We start from the raw sequence: 18952 nt of genomic DNA on the forward strand, positions 1-18952 counted from the left end.
AAAAAGGCCCGTCCCAAATTGGCTACTCGACGACGGTAAGGGAGAAATGATGCTCGAGAGTGGCAAATTGATGCCTTCGATTGATGCTTGGCTGCGCGAGGCCAAGGCCGATGCTTCGGCGGCAGGCTGTGGGATGTATCTGACGCATAACGGTGTGGTGCGCGCGACGCCCAAGGCTGAGGTGCGCGGAGTCGAGACCGATGGCGTGGCGCCTGGGCATAAGGTGGGCGGCATGGTGTTTGGCTTCGATGCTCAGAAGGTGCAGGCTGCTATCGAGGCGACGCGTGCGATGCCGGGTATCGGCTATGTGCGTGTGTGGCTGGCAAGCGGCGAGCTTGCCGTAGGTGACGACATCATGCTCGTGCTCATCGGCGGGGACATTCGCCCGCACGTGGTCGATGCGCTGCAGGCGCTCGTTGGCACCATTAAGAACGAATGCGTGAGTGAGGTCGAGCGCGAGGCGTAGAGGCTTGCGTCGATAGAAGGATCGTTTATAAAAATGCCCACCGGTACGTGTGATACCGGCGGGCATTTTGCGTTTTGGGCGCGGTGGGCGCTACACGCGCGTCGCATCCTTGGGGCTCATGGTCATGCTCTGGAAGCGGTTTTCCATGTATTCGTTGTCGAAGTGCTCTCCGTAGAACTGTGCGACGGGAATGTCCGGCTCCGTGCCGTTAACGCGCTGGTACCAGTAGTCGAGCGACTGCAGCGTCATGACGCCGTCGACCAGCATGATAACGGTAAAGATGACGGTGGCCGAGTAGCGGCTCTTCCAGGGGATCTTGTTGATAAGCTTAAGCAGCCTCGGCAGCAGCAGCTTGATCCAGATGAGGCCGCCCAGGCCCCACAGGCAGGCGAAGCCCGTGCAGGTGCGTCCGCCCGTGAGGACCACGAGCGGATCGGGCAAACCGAACAGCGTTATGTGCGAGTAGCTCCACGAGACCACGCCAAACGCGGTCTGCATAAACCAGCCCACGAACACCTCAAAGCTGGCGCCGAGCAGGGCGCTCACCAGGAAAATGATGATGGGGTTCTTTTTGTAGAAGCGGTTAAGCACCATGGTCATGAGCACGGCGCCAAATCCGTAGATGGGGCTGAAGGGGCCAAACAGCATGCCGGCGCGGTTCTGGTAGACGCCCGGGTCGTCGACCGTCATGTGCCAGATGTCCTCGGCGATCAGGCCGAGCACGCAGCAGACAAAGAATACCCAGAACAGGTTGAAGTAGTTGAGCTTGATGTAGCCTTCGCCGGTTTCATCGCGCCCGAGCATGCCCTCGGCGGCGGCGTCGCGGTCGAGCATCTCCTGCAGGCGGCGCTGCAGTTCGCGCTCCTGACGCAGCGTGGGGTCGACGGTGGCCGAAAGCGCGATGAGGATGCCGAGCTGAATAGCGGGACGCAGCAAGAAGGGCCCGATACCCTGGAGCATCACGTCGACCAAAAGCTCGACGACGGTAAATGCGATGAGGATATAGGACAGGCGGGCGGCGTTGCGGCGCTGGTTTTTGATAAGGTCCAGGCCAAAGATGATTAGGATGACGGCACTTGCCGCAGAGAGCATGATGCCGGCGACGATAAGGCCGACTGCGACGAGCGTGTTGTCGCCGAGGTTGGCGGCGGCGTTGCCGTTGATGAGCGCGGTGATGACCTGCCACATAAAGGCGCCGACCGAAGGGAGCGTGCCCACGCCGGACAGGATGCACAGGACGGCGTACACCTTAATGATGAGGGGGATCTTCTTGACCTCCGTGGCGCTGGGGACGCTGGGGTCGAGTTCGTTTCGATCCATACATAACCTTTCTCGTTTTGCTGTAGGTACAAGGATACGCCGCCGACCTGCCAAAAGACAGGACGAACGTCCCAATTGCAACAATGCAAGCCCCAACGGCGGGCGAGACGCGTCGTAACGGAAGTATGCGGGATCGTCGGCCCCGAGGCGGTTGCCCAATAAAATGTTTGGCTGCAAAACGGATTATTAGCTCGGTGGGCTTTTAAAAAGCGCTGTTCATGCGCGGGAGTGCTTGTCTTGCCGTGCGTATAATAGGTCAGGTAACGCCAAATAACGAGGCTCTGAGGGGATGCCATGTCTCAAGAAACCATCCACGCGGCCGAGCGTGCCGCGGGACAGGTGAAGACCATGTCGACGTATGATCCGGACTCCGACCAGCTGCATGAGGAATGCGGCATTTTTGGTGTGTGGGCACCCGATCGCGATGTGGCTCGACTGACGTACTTTGGTCTGCGCGCGCTGCAGCATCGCGGCCAGGAATCGGCGGGAATCGCCGTGGGTGATGGCGGCACGGTTATGGTCCGCAAGGATCTGGGCCTGCTCGACCGCGTGTTCTCCAACGCCGACCTGTCGACGCTCTCCGGTCAGCTGGCCGTGGGTCATGTGCGCTACGGCACTGCCGGCGCCAAGAGCTGGGAAGCCTCTCAGCCGCATCTTTCCACCATCAACAGCGTCATTATCGCGCTTGCTCACAACGGCACTCTGGTCAACACCGACGAGCTGCGCCGCCAGCTGATCGAGCTGGGCGTGCCGTTCCTCTCCAATTCGGATTCCGAGGTCGCGACCAAGCTTATCGGCTACTTTACTCAGCGTACAGGCCATCTACGCGAGGGTATCCGCAAGACGATGGAGCTCGTGCGCGGCGGCTACGCCATGACGCTCATCAACGAGCAGGCGCTCTACGCATTCCGCGATCCTCACGGCATTCGCCCGCTGGTGCTTGGCAAGCTCGTGGACGAGGGCCTGGATCAGGCTGACGCCGCTTCTGTTTCGCAGCTGCCCTCGCAAGACGGCGCCGCGACGGTTGACGCCACCACCCATGTCACCCGCGCCGGCGGCTGGGTCGTCGCCTCCGAGACTTGTGCGCTCGATATTGTGGGCGCCGAGTACGTCCGCGACGTCCGTCCCGGTGAGATTTTGCGCATCAGCGCCGAGGGCCTTGTGTCCGAGCAGGGCGTGCCTGCCGCCGAAGAGCCTGCTAACTGCATCTTTGAGCAGGTCTACTTCGCTCGCCCCGATTCCATCATGAACGGCAAGAGCGTCTACGCCTGCCGTTATGACATGGGTCGTCAGCTGGCACACGAGGAGCCCGTCGAGGCCGACCTGGTCATCGGCGTGCCCGACTCCGGCCTGCCGCCCGCGGAGGGCTATTCGCATGAGAGTGGCATTCCCTTTGGTGAGGGCCTTATCAAGAACCGCTACGTGGGTCGTACGTTTATCGAGCCTACGCAGGAGCTGCGCGCCATGGGCGTGCGCATGAAGCTCAACCCGCTGCGCGACAACATCGAGGGCAAGCGCCTGGTCGTCATCGACGACTCCATCGTGCGTGGCACCACTATGGTGCAGCTCGTCAAGATGCTACGCAACGCTGGCGCCAAGGAGATTCATATCCGCATCAACTCGCCCGAGGTCATCTGGCCGTGCTTCTACGGTATCGATACCGACGTGCAGTCGCAGCTTATCAGCGCCAACAAGACGGTCGACGAGATTTGCGAGTATATCGGCGCCGATTCGCTGGCCTTCCTTTCGGTCGAGGGCTTGCTGAAGGTCATGCCCAAGGGCGGTTACTGCGATGCGTGCTTTACCGGACGCTACCCCGTGGCGATTCCCGAGAGCTTTGGCCGCGACAAGTTTATGGAGGGCTTTAAGCCCCGCAACCTGGACAAGCCGCTTCACTTTGACGACGACGCCGTGGTCGAGAAATACGACGACCGCAGCTGGGAAGAGGAACACGGCGAGGCCTAAAACCTGCCATTTAGGGACAGGTTTATTTTGGTAGGTTTTACCTGCTGTTTTGTTGATATGACGGCGCGTGCTGTTATGGCGCGCGCCGAAATGGCGCAACTATGAGCACCGTTTGGCGCCTGCTCGTCAGACGGTAGTGGGAGAGGAAGGCTCAGATGAGCGACAGCAAGCATGTGACGTACGAGGACGCCGGCGTCGATACCGCCGAGGGCGGCCGCGCCGTCGACGCTATTAAGCAGATGGTCAAGGACACCAACCGCCCCGAGGTCATCGGCGGCATCGGTGGCTTTGGCGGCCTGTTCTCGGCCGCCGCGCTTAAGGATATGGAAGACCCGATCCTGATTAGCGGCACCGACGGCGTGGGCACCAAGCTCGTGCTCGCCCAGATCATGGACCGTCACGAGACGGTGGGCCAGGACTTGGTCGCCATGTGCGTCAACGACATTTTGGCTTCGGGCGCCGAGCCGCTGTTCTTCCTGGATTACGTTGCCATCGGTCACATTGAGGCCGAGCACATGGCAAAGATCATCAAGGGCGTTGCCGACGGCTGCAAGCTCGCGGGCTGCGCGCTCGTGGGCGGTGAGATGGCCGAGCACCCGGGCGTCATGGCTCCGGCCGACTACGACCTCGCCGGTTTTACCGTGGGCGTCGTCGATCGTCCCAAGATGCTTGACCCCGCGAACGTTCGCCCCGGCGATGTGATCCTGGGTCTGCCTTCCACCGGCGTGCACTCCAACGGCTACTCGCTCGTGCGCAAGGTCATCGGTGTCGACGGCATCAAGCCGGGCACGCCCGAGGCCGCCGCTAAGGCCGAGGAACTGAGCCGTCCGCTCGAGGAGCTCGACGGTGCTTCGCTGGCCGATGCTCTGCTGGCCCCTACGCGCATCTACGTCAAGCCGATTCTGGAGCTGCTGCGTGGCGGCGCTTCGGTGCACGCCATTGCTCACATCACTGGTGGCGGCATTACCGAGAACCTCAACCGCGCACTCGCCGACGACGTCGATGCCGTGGTCACCCGCAACGGTGCCGAGATGGGCTGGGACGTTCCGCCCGTCATTACTTACGTGTCGCGTCAGGCCGAGCTCGCGCCCAACGAGGCATGCAAGACCTTCAACATGGGCGTCGGCCTGTGCCTGATCGTCGCCCCCGAGGACGAGGCCGCCGTGACCGAGGCTCTGGTCGCGCTGGGCGAGAAGCCGTTCCGCGTGGGCGAGTGCGTCGAGGGCTCCGGTGAGGTCGTGTACTCTGATGAGCGCTAACGAGCAGATGGCTGCCGCCGAGGTCCTGGCTTGGGACCCGTATACCCGTCCGACCGGCACCGATACGGCCGAGCCGCTCAAGATTGGCGTGCTCATCAGCGGCTCTGGCACCAATCTGCAGGCGCTGATCGACCTGATCGCCGCCGGCAAGCTCAATGCTTCGATTGAGCTTGTGGTCTCGAGCCGTCCCTCGGCCAAGGGTCTGCAGCGTGCCGAGCGTGCGGGTATTCAGACGCTGACCCTTTCCAAGGATGTCTATGCTGACCCTATCGCCGCCGACGAGATTATCGCGCACGAGCTGCTCGAGCGAGGCTGCGAGTATGTGGTCATGGCCGGCTACATGCGCATGGTGCACACGCCGCTGCTGGCGGCGTTCCCCAATCGCGTGGTCAACCTGCATCCGGCGCTGCTGCCGAGCTTTACCGGTGCCCATGCGATTGACGATGCGTTTGCTCGCGGTGTCAAGGTGACCGGCGTGACCGTGCACTTTGCCAACGAGATCTACGACAACGGCCCCATCATCGCCCAGCGTGCGCTGGCTGTTGAGGAGGGCTGGGACGTCGACACGCTCGAGGAGCACATCCATGCGATCGAGCATGTGCTGTATCCCGAGGTCGTGCAGATGCTCGCCGACGGTCGCGTCCACGTGCTGGAGAGCGGCAAGGTCGCAATTGATGCGTCTCGCGGCTAGCGGTGCACAGTACAATTTAGCCGAGTAGTCAGGGTGGTCATTGGCGCCAAGGCGCGCGTGGCCACCTTTTGTTTTAGGTAGCCACCTGCGACGTTCTTTAACGACTAGTCATTCAAGAACGTCGCAGGTGACTAGGCGAGAGAGGTGAGCGCATGGTGGATAACGAAGCGCTGTTTAGGCCTGAGCTGGTATTTTTTGATTGGGAGTGTGCAACGCCGGATGAGGTGTTTGCGCGGCTCGAGGGCGAGCTTGCCCCGCGCGGCTACATTGCCGACGGTTGGCTCGACGCCGTTCGCACGCGCGAGGATGCCTATCCCACGGGTCTTGCCATGCCGGCGGCAAACATTGCCATTCCGCATACCGATCCGGGGTTTGTGGCCAAGCCCTATATCGCGGTGGTGAAGCCCGCCGCGCCCGTGACATTTAACGCTATGGCTGGCATGGGCGCTCCGGTGCCGGCGCAGATCGTCATCAATCTGGGCATCGCCGAGCCGGGCGGTCAGGTCGAGGCCCTGCAGACGCTCATGAATATCTTTATGGACGCCGATGCCGCAGCCGATGTGCTCGGCCAGACCACGCCCCAGGGCATGGTCGACGCCATCCGCCGCCACTTCTAAGGTGGGGCTGAGTCGGCACTTGGGGACTGTCCCTAACTGCCAAGTGCCACATCTGTCCCCTTTGCACCAAAATGGTGCAGATTAACCTGTCCCCAATGCACCAAGCGTGCCGCGGGGGCTGCGTTGTGACACAATGGCGTTTGTTCGATTTGTTATGCGAAAGGCCAACTATGGCAAATAAGAAAAAGAACCCCGCACCCGAGCCGACGCCCGAGCAGCAGGCTCGCGCTGCCTCCAGCTCTCGTAAGAAGCAGCGCAAGACGTACGTGTCTAAGACCGTCAAGATCGTTCTGGTGGTCATCGGCGTGCTGGCAATGCTGCTTTCCGTCTCGGCGATGGCATGCTCCGGCCTTATGTCGCAGGCCGAGGACACCTCGGGCTACAAGCTGACCGGCGGTGTTGCTGCTACTATCAACGGCACCAACCTCACCGAGGACACCGTGACCAAGCAGATCATGAGCATGCGCACGTCCTACGGCTACACCAAGGATGAGGATTGGGCGCAGTATCTGGTTGACAACGACCTCACGCCCAAGAAGTACCGCAAGCAACTCATCGACTCCTACACGCAGCAGATTCTGCTTCAACAGGCACAGAAGGAGAACGGCGTGACGGTGTCGGATGAGGAGGTCGAGAAGGCTTGGAAGGACGCGTGCAAGAGCGCGGGCGGTGCCAAGGCCTTTAAGAAGACCCTCAAGACCTACGGCTATACCGAGGACACCTACAAGGACTCGCTCAAGGAGAGCCTGGCGCAGCAGAAACTCAAGGATGCCGTCGCGCCCACGAGCAAGCCCAAGGACAGCGAGATTGTCGACTACATCAACGAAAACCTGTCCAGCTACAACGACGCCCGCCGCTCGTCGAACATCCTGATCAAGGTTGATTCCGACGCATCTGATGAGGACAAGGCCGCCGCCAAGGCAAAGGCGCAGGAGTGCCTGGACAAGATCAACTCCGGTGAGCTGAGCTTTGAGGACGCCGTTGAGCAGTACTCCGAGGATACCGGTTCCAAGGAGAAGAAGGGCGATGTGGGCTGGGATAAGCTCACCACTTTCGTCGACAGCTACCAGACGGCACTCGAGGGGCTCAACAAGGGCGACGTGAGCGAAGTCGTCGAGTCGACCTATGGTTACCACATCATCAAGTGCACCGACTACTTCCATGTCGATAATCAGGTTGATGACATCAACCAGGTGCCCAAGGCCATCAAGAAGTATGTCTCCAACGTGGTGAAGACGCAGGCGGCCAGCACTGCATACAGTGAGTGGCTGGAGCAGTACAAGAAGGACGCCGACATTACCGTCAACCCCATGCCCAAGGACGTACCCTATAACGTGAGCCTGAAGGGCGTCACCAAGAGTTCGACCGACGATTCGTCGACGACTGAGTAATCATGGGGCGGTGCTCGCGCGAGTGCCGCCCACGCTATTGAGGAGGATTTGAAGATGACCAACGAAGAGCTGCAGAAGGAAATGATCGCGGCCATGAAGGCCAAGGACAAGGTTCGCCTGTCCATCATTCGCCAGGTCAAGGCCGAGGTGAAGAATATCGAGGTTAACGAGCGCCGCGATGTGACCGAGGAAGACGTCAACAGCATGATCAAGCGTCTGATCAAGCAGACGAGCGAGACGCTGGAGATGTCCATCAAGGCCGGCACCGACCAGGAGCGTACCGACAACCTGACCGAGCAGGTCAAGATTCTGGAGAGCCTGCTGCCCGCGCAGGTTTCGGGCGAGGAGCTCGAGGCCCTGATCGAGCAGGTTATCGCCGAGCTGGGCGCTACGTCCAAGAAGCAGATGGGCCAGGTCATGGGTGCACTCGGCAAGGCCACCGGCGGCAACTTCGACAAGCCTGCGGCGGCAAAGATCGTCGGCGGCAAACTCGCGTAATTTGTTACGCGGTTTTACCAAACCGCGTAACGGCTCGACGCTGCAAACCCGTACACACGGCAATCTGACGTTCAATTTCAAGGGCGCGACCATAAGGTCTGCGCCCTTTCATTTCACGTCACCTTGCTCGCGTGTACGGGTTTTCGCTGACTTATGCTCAACAAGGGCGGTTGTATTATTTTCGGCGCTCATTGGGGACAGGCTTAAATGAATGCCCAATGAGCGGGCACTCATTTAAGTCTGTCCCCAATGAGTGCAATGAGCACCAACGAGCAGGTGGAAGGTTGCGGGTTCTTTACGGGAATGTAGTGTGGGCTGCGGAAACGTGGTTCTTTCCGTACAATAGTTCAACTCGTGTAAACGCAGGGAAGGGACATTCATGGCAGACATGATCGAGATTAAGCATCTCAACAAGTACTTTGGCGACCTGCATGTGCTCAAAGATATCAACCTCACCGTCAAGCGCGGCGAGAAGCTCGTAATGATCGGGCCTTCCGGCTCGGGTAAGTCGACGCTCATCCGTTGCGTCGATTATCTGGAGGAGCCCACGTCGGGCGAGGTCATCATCGACGGTACGCCGCTTACCAAAAAGAACCACCTGGAGATGGCTCGCAAGTATAGTTCCATGGTGTTTCAGCAGTTCAACCTGTATCCCAACATGACGGTGCTCGGCAACCTGACGCTCGCGCCCATCAAGCTGCAAAAGAAGAGCAAGGAGGAGGCGACCGAGATCGCCATCGCCGCACTCAAGCGCGTCGGCATGGCGCATAAGGCCGGCGAGTATCCGCAGAATCTCTCGGGTGGTCAGCAGCAGCGCATCGCCATCGCCCGCGCCCTGTGCACCAAGCAGCCCATCATCCTGTTTGACGAGCCGACTTCGGCGCTCGACCCCGAGATGGTCCAGGAGGTTCTGGACGTTATGATTGAGCTCGCGCAGGAGGACATCACCATGATCTGCGTGACGCACGAGATGGGCTTTGCGCGCCAGGTGGCCGACCGCGTCATCTTTATGGAGGACGGCCGCATTCTGGAGGAGGGCACGCCCGAGCACTTCTTCGATAACCCCGAGAACCCGCGCTGCCGCGAGTTCCTGTCCAAGATTCTGCACTAGGCGCGGTGATGGACATGACGGATATGACGAGGGCGGCCGTGTCGCGCCGTCACTTTTTGCAGCTGGCGGGCGCCGGCATGCTTGCGCTGACGGGGACCGCGCTTACCGGTTGCGGCAACTCCACCAGCGGCGAGGGCTCCGACAAGGGGTCTAAGCTTGCGGCCATTAAGTCGCGTGGACATCTGAATGCCGGCGTCAAGAAGGACGTTCCCGGCTATGGCTATTACGACACCGCCAAGGGCCGCTTTGAGGGCATGGAAGTCGATTTGTGCTACCAGATCGCCGCTGCCGTCTTTGGCGTGAGCTACAAGGAGGCCCGCGCCCAGGAGCTTGTCGAGTTTACCGACGTAACGCCCAAGACGCGCGGCCCGCTGATCGATAGCGGCCAACTCGACGTGGTCGCGGCGACCTACACCATCACCGACGAGCGCAAGAAGAGCTGGGATTTCTCGACGCCGTACCGCACCGACTACGTGGGACTCATGGTCAAGAAGCGTTCGGGCTTTACCTCGATTGAGGACTTGGACGGCAAGGTCATCGGCGTGAGCCAGGGTGCCACCACGCAGAGCCTGATCGAGCAGATGATCAAGGACAACGGCTTTAGCTGCAAGCCCGAGTTTAGGGCCTTTAGCGGCTATCCCATCATCAAGAGTTCCCTCGACGCCGGCAATATCGACGTCTTTGCCATGGACCGCTCCACGCTGGCCGGTTACATGAACGAGACCGTTGAGCTGCTGCAGCCCGAGGTCAAGTTTGGCGAGCAGGGCTACGGCGTGGCGACCAAGAAGGGCTGCGACCTTTCGGCCGTGGTCGATCAGGTGATTTGCGATCGCCTGGCCGACGGCTGGCTCGACCAAGAGGTCAAGACCTGGGGTCTTGTGTAGGCGCATCGTCCAAGGAAGGAATCAAATGCTCGAAGGATTGTTTGACGCCGACCGCTGGTCGACGACATTTCAAAACATGGGGCCCTTCTGGGAGGGCTTTGGCGTGACGCTGCAGGTGGTCGTTGCCGGCCTGCTGCTGTCGCTGGTGCTGGGCACGCTGCTGGGCGTGTTCTCTACCACTCGCTCGCGCGTGCTGCGCGCCATAAGCCGCGTATACGTGGAGTTTTACCAGAACACCCCGTTGCCCGTACAGGTGCTCTTTATGTACATGGCCGGTCCGCAGTTTTTGCAGGCCATAACCGGTGCCGACCAGCCGGTGCGCATCGCGCCGTTCGTGCTGGGCTTCTTGGGCGTGGGTCTGTATCACGCGGCCTACATTTCGGAGGTCATCCGCACCGGTATCGAGGCGGTTCCGCGCGGTCAGATGGAGGCGGCCCAGAGCCAGGGCTTCACCCGTGCGCAGGCGTACTGGTACATCGTACTGCCCCAGACGTTCAAGATCATTCTGCCGCCGCTGTGTAACCAGGCGCTCAACCTGGTCAAGAACACGTCGGTGCTGGCGCTTGTGGCCGGCGGCGACCTTATGTACCGTTCCGACAACTTTGTGAGTCTGTACGGTTACCTGCAGGGATACATCGTCTGCTGCCTTATGTACTTCATCATCTGCTTTCCGCTCGCCATGCTGGTTCAGTGGCTCGAGCGCCGCTCCAAGGAGCGTCCGCGCGGCGTGAGCCTGGCCGAGCTGGGGCTCGACAACGTAGAGGAGGCCTAGCGCATGGAAATCTTCAACGCGACCAACCTGCTCTACATTTGGGGCGGCTTTGTTAAGACCATCGAGATCTCGGCGCTGTCGATCTTTTTCTCGCTCATCTTTGGTACGGTGCTGGCGCTCGTTAAAAGCTATGCGCCCCGCCCGTTCCGTATTCTGGTGAGCGCCTATATCGAGCTGTTCCGTTGCACGCCGAACCTGCTGTGGATCCTATTTATCTACTTTACGGTGCAGGGTTTGGACATTGTGATTTCGACCATCGCCTTTACGCTGTTTACCAGCGCCGTTATGGCCGAGATTGTGCGCGGCGGCCTCAACTCGATTCCGCGCGGCCAGTTTGAGGCGGCGCAGAGCCAGGGCTTCGGCTTCTTTGCCACCATGCGCTACATCATTCTGCCGCAGACGTTTAAGACGATCATTCCGGCGCTGTTTAGCCAGTGCACGACCGTCATTAAGGACAGCTCGTATCTTTCGGGTATTAACGTGGCCGAGCTCATGTACACGGCAAACGTCGTGATGGCCCATGCGATCGACCTGTCGCAGGTGCTTATGCTCTACGGCCTGGTGTTTGCGATGTACTTTGTGCTCAACTTTGGCATCTCGCTGCTGGTCCGAGCTTACCAACGCCGCATCGTAGCCGCATAGCCTGGCTTTCCCTGGCACCCAACCTTGGCCTTCAAACCGTCGCTCGCGTACCAAAGTACGCGTCGCTCCTCTTTCAGGCCAATCTTGGGCACCAGGAAAACCCAGGTACGGTATCGTGGGAATAAGAGATAAACAGCCCTTTTCTCATTTGTTAGAAAGGAATCGCGATGAGCGATCTGGAGAATAAGAAGAATCCTGTGGTCATTACCATCGCGCGTGACTTTGGCGCCGAGGGCCATGAGATTGGTCGCATGCTTGCCGACGAGTTGGGGATTCCTCTGTACGATAACGAGCTGCTGGTGCGTGCGTCGCTGCGCGCGGGCGAGTCGCTCGATAAGATGGCCGCCTACGACGAGCGTCTGGCCGTGGAGAACATGGCGTTTCTGCCCGACCGCTACGATGCGCGTTCGTACTCGGATAAGTTGTTCCAAAAGATGAGTCAGGTGATTTTGGATCTGGGCGAGACCGAGAGCTGCATTATCGAAGGCCGCCTGTCCGATTACCTGCTTCGCAACAACCCCAACCACATTGCCGTGTTGGTGACCGCTCCCTTTGAGGACCGCGTCGAGATCGTGCGCAAGAAGCGTGGCCTTAATAAAAAGAAAGGCGCCAAGCTGGTCAAGCAGCAGCAGAAGGCGCGCGAGGCGTTCTATAAGCGCTATAGCGCCGGAAAGTGGAAGATGACGAGTGGTAAAGACATCGTCGTCAACCGCGCCAAGCTGGACCGCGAGGGTTGCAAAGACGTTATTGCCGCTGCCTACCGCTACAAAGTCGCCCAGCTCGAAGCCTAGCCAATCAAAACCACCACAAAGGCACCTTTGTGGTGGTTTGTTTTAGGCCGAGGGAAAGGCCTTGGCGGCAGTGCCTATCCTCGGCTTTTGCAAAATCTCGATCTGTAACACCAAGCCAGCGAAAAAGGCTCTAACTGTTACAGATTGAGACGAACTGTTCAGCCGCCAACCTAACGTCTCGATCTGTAACATGTAGCGAGGAATTTGGCCTCTAACTGTTACAGATCGAGATAAAGCGGAGGCGGCTGGCGCAATATCTCGATCTGTAACAACTACGATGCTCAACGGGCTCCAGGTGTTACAGATCGAGACAAACTAGTCGGTCAGGCCCCCAACCACCACAAAGGTGCCTGTCCCCTTTGTGGTGGTTGGGGCGGCCGGCATAGAAAAAGTCCCCGCCGGGCGTGTGCTCGACGGGGACTTTGCCGTTTGGTGGCTAGCACTGCAGGTGATTACTCGCCCAGCAGGCTCTTGGTGATGGAAGCGGCGGCCTTCTTGCCGGCGCCCATCGCCAGAATGACCGTAGCGGCACCGGTGACGATGTCGCCGCCGGCCCAGATGCGGGGATCGGGGGTCTGGCCGGTCTCCTCGTCGGCGACGATGTAGCCCCACTTGTTGAGCTCCATCTTGCCGCCGATTTTGGCAGCGAAGGGGTTGGCGTTGGTGCCGATAGCCGAGATCGCGACGTCGCAGGGAATCTCCTCGATGGCGCCCTCGATGGCAACCGGACGACGGCGGCCGGACTCGTCAGGCTCGCCGAGCTCCATCTTCTGGACCTTGACGGCGCACACGGAGCCGTCCTCGCCAGCGACAAACTCGAGCGGGGAGACGAGCGGCAGAACCTCGACGCCCTCGGCCTTAGCGTGGTGCAGCTCGGCGCGACGGCAGGGCATCTCATCCTCGGTACGACGGTAAGCGATGATGGCGTGCTCGGCGCCCAGACGCTTGGCGGTACGGACGGCGTCCATGGCCACGTTGCCGCCACCAAAGACGACGACGTTCTTGCCGTGCTTGGTGGGGGTGTCGTACTCGGGGAACTTGTTGGCCTTCATCAGGTTCACGCGGGTGAGGTACTCGTTAGCGAAGAAGACGTTGGGCAGGTTCTCGCCGGGGACGTTGAGGAACTTGGGCAGGCCAGCGCCGGTCGCAACGTAGATGGCGTCGAAGCCCTGCTCGAACAGCTCCTCGGCCGTGGCCATGTTGCCCACGACGGAGTTGTACTCAAACTTGACGCCCATGTCCTCCAGGCCGTCGATCTCGCGCTTGACGACTGCCTTGGGCAGACGGAACTCGGGGATGCCGTAGACCAGCACGCCGCCGCCGGTGAAGAAGGCCTCGAAGACGGTGACGTCAAAACCGTTACGGGCGAGCTCGCCGGCGCAGGTGATGCCGGACGGGCCAGAGCCGACGACGGCGACCTTCTTGCCGTTCTTGGGAGCCATCTTGGGCGTGGAAGCGAGCTCGGGGCGGTCACCCAGGAAGCGCTCGAGCTGGCCGATGGCCACGGGCTCGGACTTCTTGCCACGGATGCACTTGCCCTCGCACTGGTTCTCCTGCGGGCAGACGCGGCCGCAGATGGCGGGAAGCATGGAGTCCTCGCGGATGGTATCGAGAGCGCCGCCGAAGTCCTTCGCGCGGATCTGCTCGATAAAGCGGGGGATGTTGATGTTGACGGGGCAGCCCTCAACGCAGAACGGCTTCTTGCAGTTGAGGCAGCGCTCGGCCTCGGCCAGCGCCATCTCCTCGGTGAAGCCCTTGTCGACGGGGCGGAAGTCGCAGGCGCGCTCGGCAGCCGGCTCCTCGTTATCGGGGGTGCGGGGCGACTTCATATCGGCAACGAAACGACCGTTAACTAGTGGCATGCGCAGCTCTTTTCCTCATAGGCCTTGAGGGACTCGCCCTCTTCGGAACGGTAAGCGGCCTGGCGGGCACGAAGGTCATCCCAGTCGACCAGGGTGGCATCGAAGTCGGGGCCGTCGACGCAAGCGAACTTGGTCACGCCGCCCACCTCGACGCGGCAGCAGCCGCACATGCCGGTGCCGTCAACCATGATGGGGTTGAGTGACGCGGTGATGGGGGTGTCGTACTTCTGGGCGGTGAGGGTCGAGAACTTCATCATCGGAACGGGGCCGACGCAGAAGACCTGGCTCACGGCCTTGTCCTGCAGCAGGCGCTCCAGCGGAGCGGTGACAACGCCCTGCTCGCCGTAGGAGCCATCGTCAGTGGTGATGTGGATGTGGTCCTCGTCGAGGAGCTCGCGGAACTGGTCCTCCATGAGCAGGAGGTCCTTGGTGCGGGCGCCCATGATGGCGTGTACCTCGTGGCCGGTCTCGACCAGGTGCTTGGCGACCGGGAAGGCAATTGCCAGGCCGACGCCGCCGCCAATGACGGCGCAGGGGCCCTCGGCCATCTCGGTGGGAACGCCCAGCGGGCCCACGACGTCGCGCAGCGACTCGCCGGCCTCGTAGGTGGACAGCATCTCGGTGGTCTTGCCGATCACCATGAAGATGAACTCGACCCAGCCCTCGTCACCGTTCCAGCCAGCTAGGGTAAACGGGACGCGCTCGCCCGTCTCGTTGGCGCGAACCATGAGGAACTGTCCAGCGTGCGCATGCTTGGCGATTGCGGGCGCCTCGATGCGGAACTTGAACACCTTCTCCGAGAACTGCGTCTTCTCCAGGATCTTATACATAGAACCCCTCTCTTGTTAGGGCGGCCGAACCGTGCCTCCACGGAAATGGACGGCAGCCCGAATAAAACCGTACGCGCACAGGCGTTGTGCAGACATACGGTGCAAATTATACCCTCATGGACATGTCGCTTACGTGTGTCTTTGGCAGGTGGGAAAAGTGACCTACCAAAAAGGGACAGGTTTATTTTGGTCGGTTTTATCAGGCAAAACGGCAAAGGGGGCCGGCCTCAGGTTGTGATGAGGCCGGCCCCCTTTGGGGCGCTATGTGTGTATGGCAGTGCGGGGTTTATTTCGATGTGGCCACCGGGGCGTTTTCGTAGATAAAACCCGCCAAAATAAACATCCCTAAATGGTAGGTTTTAGTGCTTGCCGTTGGAGGAAGCGGCGCCGTTGACGTGGTCGCGGGCATAGATCACGCCGTGCACGATTGCCAGGCCGGCGGCGTCGGCGGCGCGGGCGCAGGTGTCCTGGAAGTCCTCGGCCTCGCGGGCGCGCAGCTGCTTGAGCACGTAGTCTGCCACGGCCATCTTGCCGGGAGGGTTGCCGATGCCGGTGCGGATGCGGCTAAAGTCGCGGCTGCCCATCTTGTCGATGATGGAGCGCAGGCCGTTGTGACCGGCATGGCCTCCGCCCACCTTAACACGCACGTCGCCGGCGGGAATATCGAGCTCGTCGTGGATGACGAGCAGCTCCTCGGCCTTGATCTTGTACTCGCGGCAGAGCTTGGAGATGGGGCCGCCCGAGGTATTCATGTACGACTGCGGCTTGACCAGTACAATCTGGCGCTTACCGCCCTCTTCCTCGGGATCGTTGATGTTGATGAGCGCGACCTCGGCGCCTGCCTGGTTTTTCCAGTACGTGACGCCGGCCTGACGGGCCAACTTGTCGATTGCCTTAAAGCCAGCGTTGTGGCGGGTCTCGGCATATTCCTCGCCAGGGTTGCCAAGTCCGGCAACCATGCGAATCTTAAGCGGCTGTGCAGCTGCCATGTTTGTCCTCCGTTACATAAAAAGTTTAATCAACGACAAAGGCTACCACGCCCGCCGAAGGCGAGACTTCGTTTCAGCGAAATCCCACCAGACAAAAGCGCGGCCGCGGCAGAGCGAGCCGTCGGAACAGAAGAAACCCCCGCGCGACCTTTGCGAAGCAAGGGGGAGCGCGGGGGTTTCTTCTGTTCCGACGGCGAAGCGCCGGGTTGCAAGGACGATGCGATTACAGCGCGAAGTCGCCGCCGACGAGCGTGGAGACGGGCTCCTCGTGGTAAACGGCGGAAATGGCCTGAGCGAACTCCTCGGCGACCGAGATGGTCTTGATCTTGCCGCCGACCTCGACGGGGATGGCGTCGGTGACGACGCACTCGACGATGGGGGCATCGTTCAGGCGCTCGATGGCCGGGCCGGAGAAGATGCCGTGGGTGGCGCACACGTAGATGTCGCCGGCGCCCATTGCCTTGAGCTCCTTGACGTTGGCGCACAGGGTGCCAGCGGTGTCGATCATGTCGTCGTTGATGATGCAGGTCTTGCCCTTGATGTCACCGATGATGCCCATGACCTCGGCGGCGTTGTGGCGCGGACGGCCCTTGTGGGCGATGGCCAGGTCGCAGCCGAGCATGTCGGACAGCTTCTTGGCGGCCTTGGCGCGGCCCACATCGGGGGAGACGACAACCAGGTTGTCGGTGTCGAAGTGCATGTCGTTGTAGTACTGGCCAAACAGCGGCAGTGCGGACAGGTGGTTAACCGGGATATCGAAGAAGCCCTGGATCTGGCCCTGGTGCAGGTCGAGGGTGATGATGCGGTTGACGCCGGCGCGCTCGAGCAGGTTGGCGACGAGGCGGGCGGTGATGGGCTCGCGCGGGCCGGCCTTGCGGTCCTGGCGGGCATAGCCGTAGTGGGTGATAACGGCGGTGATGGAGCGGGCGGATGCGCGCTTGGCAGCGTCGGTGGCGATGAGCAGCTCCATGAGCATGTCGTTGACGTTGCCGCCGGCCACGGACTGAATCAGGAAGACGTCGGCGCCGCGGACGGTCTCGTCGTAGCGGGCGTAAATCTCACCGTTGGCGAACTGCTTTAGCGTAAGGCCCGAAAGCTCGACCCCAAGGTACTCAGCGATCTTCTGAGCGAGGGGACGGTTGGAGGAACCGGAATACACGCGGATGGACTTGCGCATATTCTCCGACTTCTCGGGATCATTAATCGGCATTACCCTTCTCCTTTATATCGAATGCAATATAGATGCCTTGTTGCATTGTAACCGCGCGACGGGGTTAATCGGGTCTTGATAACGTCTTTACCGTCAACGGACACGAACCGACCACTCATCCGGCCGCGCAGGTCAGCATAGAAAAAGGAGCCGCCCCCATGGGAACAGCTCCTTAGATGCTTGGTAAAACGTTATACCTCGTCGTCCTCGTGCAGACGGCGGCGATAATCGGCGGCCCAGCCCTCAATGTTTACCTGACGGGCGCGGCCCAGGCCGAGTGCGTCGGCCGGGACCGGCTCGGTGATGACGGAGCCGGCGGCCACGAGCGCGCCGTCGCCAATCTGGGCGGGCGCGACCATCATGGTGTCGGAGCCGATGAAGGCATCCTTGCCGATGACGGTCTTGTGCTTGTGTACGCCGTCGTAGTTGCAGGTGATGGAGCCCGCGCCCACGTTGACGCCGGAGCCCATGGTGGTATCGCCGATGTAGGACAGGTGCGGCACTTTGGAGCCCTCGCCGATCGTGGACTTCTTGATCTCCACGTGCGTGCCGGCCTTGGAGCCGTCGAGCATGTGGGTGCCCGGGCGCAGGTAGGCGCGCGGGCCGCAGTCGACGCCGTTCTCGATGACGGACTCGATGGCGATGGTCTCATCGATGGTGCAGCCGCTGCCGACGGTGGTGTCGGTGAGGCGGCTGTTGGGGCCGAGCTGGCACTCCTCGCCCACGGTGACGTGGCCGATCAGGTGCGTCTGCGGCCACACGACGGTGTCGCGGCCGATGGTGGCGTCGGGGCCGATCCAAGCCTGCGTGGGGTCGATGAACGTGACGCCCTCGGCCATCCAGTGCTCGTTGATGCGGTCGCGCGCAATGGCGGTGAGCTGTGCGAGCTGGATGCGGCTGTTGACGCCCAAACCGTCGCGGTAGTCGTCGCAGTGGAAGATGGAGACCGCCTGGCCGTGACCCTTGAGGATTTCGAGCATGTCGGGCAGATAGTACTCGGACTGCGCGTTGTCGTTGCCGATCTCGTTAATGTGGGCGGCAAGCTGCGCGCCGTCGAAGGCGTAGCAGCCGGCGTTGCACTCCAGCAGCGTGGCGGCCTGCTCGGGCGTGCAGTCCTTCTGCTCGATGATGCGCTCGATCTGACCATCGGCGCCCAGCTTGATGCGGCCGTAGCCGAAAGGATCGGGCGGGGTCATGGTCATGACGGTGCAGGCGAGCTCGCCGGTGGCGACGGTCTGTGCGAACTTGGCGACGGTGTCAGCGGTGATGAGCGGCAAGTCGCCGTTGAGCACGACGACGGGGCCTTGCGTGATGCCGCAGGCCTCGAGCGCGACCTTGACGGCGTGGCCGGTGCCCAGGCGCTCGGTCTGCTCGACGCACTCGACCCTGGTGGCGCTGTTGGCGTAGGCGCCATCGATGAGGGCGCGCATCTCGTCGGCGTGGCTGCCGATGACGACCACGACGCGGCTGCAGCCGGCCTTGATGGTGGCGTCGACGATCCACTGAACCATGGGCTTGCCCAGGATCTTGTGCGAAACCTTGCAGTGGTTCGACTTCATGCGGGTGCCCTCGCCGGCGGCGAGGATAATTGCGGTTGCGTCCATGTGATCTCCTGTTACGTTATAGAGACGTGTGTTTGGAAACGATACACGGC

General features: G+C 61.1%; 18 protein-coding genes. 12 read left to right on the forward strand and 6 right to left on the reverse strand.

Annotated elements, in window-relative coordinates; genetic code table 11:
• Positions 1-49 precede the first annotated feature (49 nt).
• Complete coding sequence (locus tag DW850_RS02900) at positions 50-466, forward strand: molybdenum cofactor biosynthesis protein MoaE (RefSeq protein ID WP_117564036.1); 417 nt, start codon at positions 50-52, stop codon at positions 464-466.
• Between the two features lie 90 nt (positions 467-556).
• Here the strand turns inward: DW850_RS02900 and DW850_RS02905 are convergent, their stop codons facing one another.
• Entirely contained in the window at positions 557-1786 is a 1230-nt protein-coding gene (locus tag DW850_RS02905; protein ID WP_117786180.1) for a putative ABC transporter permease, read from the reverse strand.
• Positions 1787-2080: 294 nt separating this feature from the next.
• Between DW850_RS02905 and DW850_RS02910 the strand changes: the two genes are divergently transcribed.
• The 11 genes from DW850_RS02910 to DW850_RS02960 all read left to right on the forward strand — a co-directional run bounded on the left by DW850_RS02910 (position 2081) and on the right by DW850_RS02960 (position 12407).
• A complete protein-coding gene (locus tag DW850_RS02910; RefSeq protein WP_117786181.1) occupies positions 2081-3751 on the forward strand; it encodes an amidophosphoribosyltransferase in 1671 nt (556 codons plus the stop codon).
• A gap of 155 nt (positions 3752-3906) precedes the next feature.
• Complete coding sequence (gene purM / locus DW850_RS02915) at positions 3907-5010, forward strand: phosphoribosylformylglycinamidine cyclo-ligase (RefSeq protein WP_117786182.1); 1104 nt, start codon at positions 3907-3909, stop codon at positions 5008-5010.
• Positions 5000-5701: a phosphoribosylglycinamide formyltransferase gene (gene purN, locus DW850_RS02920; RefSeq protein WP_117786183.1), complete on the forward strand. Its 702-nt coding sequence runs from the start codon at positions 5000-5002 to the stop codon at positions 5699-5701. Before purM ends, purN begins: the two co-directional genes overlap by 11 nt.
• 152 nt (positions 5702-5853) lie before the next feature.
• Positions 5854-6318: a PTS sugar transporter subunit IIA gene (locus tag DW850_RS02925; RefSeq protein ID WP_117786184.1), complete on the forward strand. Its 465-nt coding sequence runs from the start codon at positions 5854-5856 to the stop codon at positions 6316-6318.
• Between the two features lie 170 nt (positions 6319-6488).
• Positions 6489-7709 (forward strand): peptidylprolyl isomerase, encoded by a 1221-nt coding sequence (locus DW850_RS02930; RefSeq protein ID WP_117786185.1) that lies wholly within the window; start codon positions 6489-6491, stop codon positions 7707-7709.
• 54 nt (positions 7710-7763) lie between these two features.
• Complete coding sequence (locus tag DW850_RS02935; protein WP_117786186.1) at positions 7764-8207, forward strand: GatB/YqeY domain-containing protein; 444 nt, start codon at positions 7764-7766, stop codon at positions 8205-8207.
• Between the two features lie 379 nt (positions 8208-8586).
• Positions 8587-9318, forward strand: coding sequence for an amino acid ABC transporter ATP-binding protein (locus DW850_RS02940; RefSeq protein WP_055251548.1), 732 nt, complete (start codon positions 8587-8589; stop codon positions 9316-9318).
• 8 nt (positions 9319-9326) lie between these two features.
• Positions 9327-10202, forward strand: coding sequence for a transporter substrate-binding domain-containing protein (locus DW850_RS02945; RefSeq protein WP_117786187.1), 876 nt, complete (start codon positions 9327-9329; stop codon positions 10200-10202).
• A gap of 25 nt (positions 10203-10227) precedes the next feature.
• A complete protein-coding gene (locus DW850_RS02950; protein WP_035136546.1) occupies positions 10228-10974 on the forward strand; it encodes an amino acid ABC transporter permease in 747 nt (248 codons plus the stop codon).
• 3 nt (positions 10975-10977) lie between these two features.
• Positions 10978-11616, forward strand: a complete 639-nt coding sequence (locus DW850_RS02955) for an amino acid ABC transporter permease (protein WP_055285379.1) — start codon at positions 10978-10980, stop codon at positions 11614-11616.
• A 167-nt stretch (positions 11617-11783) separates the two neighbouring features.
• Complete coding sequence (locus DW850_RS02960) at positions 11784-12407, forward strand: AAA family ATPase (RefSeq protein WP_117786188.1); 624 nt, start codon at positions 11784-11786, stop codon at positions 12405-12407.
• A gap of 452 nt (positions 12408-12859) precedes the next feature.
• Here the strand turns inward: DW850_RS02960 and gltA are convergent, their stop codons facing one another.
• From gltA to glmU, 5 genes are all read right to left on the reverse strand, one after another.
• Positions 12860-14269, reverse strand: a complete 1410-nt coding sequence (gltA, locus tag DW850_RS02965; protein ID WP_117786189.1) for an NADPH-dependent glutamate synthase — start codon at positions 14267-14269, stop codon at positions 12860-12862.
• Entirely contained in the window at positions 14260-15099 is an 840-nt protein-coding gene (locus tag DW850_RS02970; protein WP_006235793.1) for a sulfide/dihydroorotate dehydrogenase-like FAD/NAD-binding protein, read from the reverse strand. The genes gltA and DW850_RS02970 overlap by 10 nt, the downstream gene beginning before the upstream one ends.
• Before the next feature lie 359 nt (positions 15100-15458).
• On the reverse strand, positions 15459-16088 hold the full coding sequence (gene pth / locus DW850_RS02975; RefSeq protein WP_199575510.1) for an aminoacyl-tRNA hydrolase: 630 nt from the start codon (positions 16086-16088) through the stop codon (positions 15459-15461).
• Between the two features lie 223 nt (positions 16089-16311).
• Complete coding sequence (locus tag DW850_RS02980; protein ID WP_089573682.1) at positions 16312-17298, reverse strand: ribose-phosphate pyrophosphokinase; 987 nt, start codon at positions 17296-17298, stop codon at positions 16312-16314.
• 191 nt (positions 17299-17489) lie between these two features.
• Positions 17490-18902 (reverse strand): bifunctional UDP-N-acetylglucosamine diphosphorylase/glucosamine-1-phosphate N-acetyltransferase GlmU, encoded by a 1413-nt coding sequence (glmU, locus tag DW850_RS02985; protein WP_117786190.1) that lies wholly within the window; start codon positions 18900-18902, stop codon positions 17490-17492.
• Positions 18903-18952: the final 50 nt, after the last annotated feature.

The sequence above is a fragment of the Collinsella sp. AM36-4AA genome (assembly GCF_003467795.1).
Classification (GTDB): Bacteria; Actinomycetota; Coriobacteriia; order Coriobacteriales; family Coriobacteriaceae; genus Collinsella.

Excerpts from the sequence above, each read along its gene's own strand:
- DW850_RS02900 (WP_117564036.1), top strand. The coding sequence starts at position 50 with ATGCTCGAGAGTGGCAAATTGATGCCTTCGATTGATGCTTGGCTGCGC.
- DW850_RS02905 (WP_117786180.1), bottom strand. The coding sequence starts at position 1,786 with ATGGATCGAAACGAACTCGACCCCAGCGTCCCCAGCGCCACGGAGGTC.
- DW850_RS02910 (WP_117786181.1), top strand. The coding sequence starts at position 2,081 with ATGTCTCAAGAAACCATCCACGCGGCCGAGCGTGCCGCGGGACAGGTG.
- purM (WP_117786182.1), top strand. The coding sequence starts at position 3,907 with ATGAGCGACAGCAAGCATGTGACGTACGAGGACGCCGGCGTCGATACC.
- purN (WP_117786183.1), top strand. The coding sequence starts at position 5,000 with ATGAGCGCTAACGAGCAGATGGCTGCCGCCGAGGTCCTGGCTTGGGAC.
- DW850_RS02925 (WP_117786184.1), top strand. The coding sequence starts at position 5,854 with ATGGTGGATAACGAAGCGCTGTTTAGGCCTGAGCTGGTATTTTTTGAT.
- DW850_RS02930 (WP_117786185.1), top strand. The coding sequence starts at position 6,489 with ATGGCAAATAAGAAAAAGAACCCCGCACCCGAGCCGACGCCCGAGCAG.
- DW850_RS02935 (WP_117786186.1), top strand. The coding sequence starts at position 7,764 with ATGACCAACGAAGAGCTGCAGAAGGAAATGATCGCGGCCATGAAGGCC.
- DW850_RS02940 (WP_055251548.1), top strand. The coding sequence starts at position 8,587 with ATGGCAGACATGATCGAGATTAAGCATCTCAACAAGTACTTTGGCGAC.
- DW850_RS02945 (WP_117786187.1), top strand. The coding sequence starts at position 9,327 with ATGGACATGACGGATATGACGAGGGCGGCCGTGTCGCGCCGTCACTTT.
- DW850_RS02950 (WP_035136546.1), top strand. The coding sequence starts at position 10,228 with ATGCTCGAAGGATTGTTTGACGCCGACCGCTGGTCGACGACATTTCAA.
- DW850_RS02955 (WP_055285379.1), top strand. The coding sequence starts at position 10,978 with ATGGAAATCTTCAACGCGACCAACCTGCTCTACATTTGGGGCGGCTTT.
- DW850_RS02960 (WP_117786188.1), top strand. The coding sequence starts at position 11,784 with ATGAGCGATCTGGAGAATAAGAAGAATCCTGTGGTCATTACCATCGCG.
- gltA (WP_117786189.1), bottom strand. The coding sequence starts at position 14,269 with ATGCCACTAGTTAACGGTCGTTTCGTTGCCGATATGAAGTCGCCCCGC.
- DW850_RS02970 (WP_006235793.1), bottom strand. The coding sequence starts at position 15,099 with ATGTATAAGATCCTGGAGAAGACGCAGTTCTCGGAGAAGGTGTTCAAG.
- pth (WP_199575510.1), bottom strand. The coding sequence starts at position 16,088 with ATGGCAGCTGCACAGCCGCTTAAGATTCGCATGGTTGCCGGACTTGGC.
- DW850_RS02980 (WP_089573682.1), bottom strand. The coding sequence starts at position 17,298 with ATGCCGATTAATGATCCCGAGAAGTCGGAGAATATGCGCAAGTCCATC.
- glmU (WP_117786190.1), bottom strand. The coding sequence starts at position 18,902 with ATGGACGCAACCGCAATTATCCTCGCCGCCGGCGAGGGCACCCGCATG.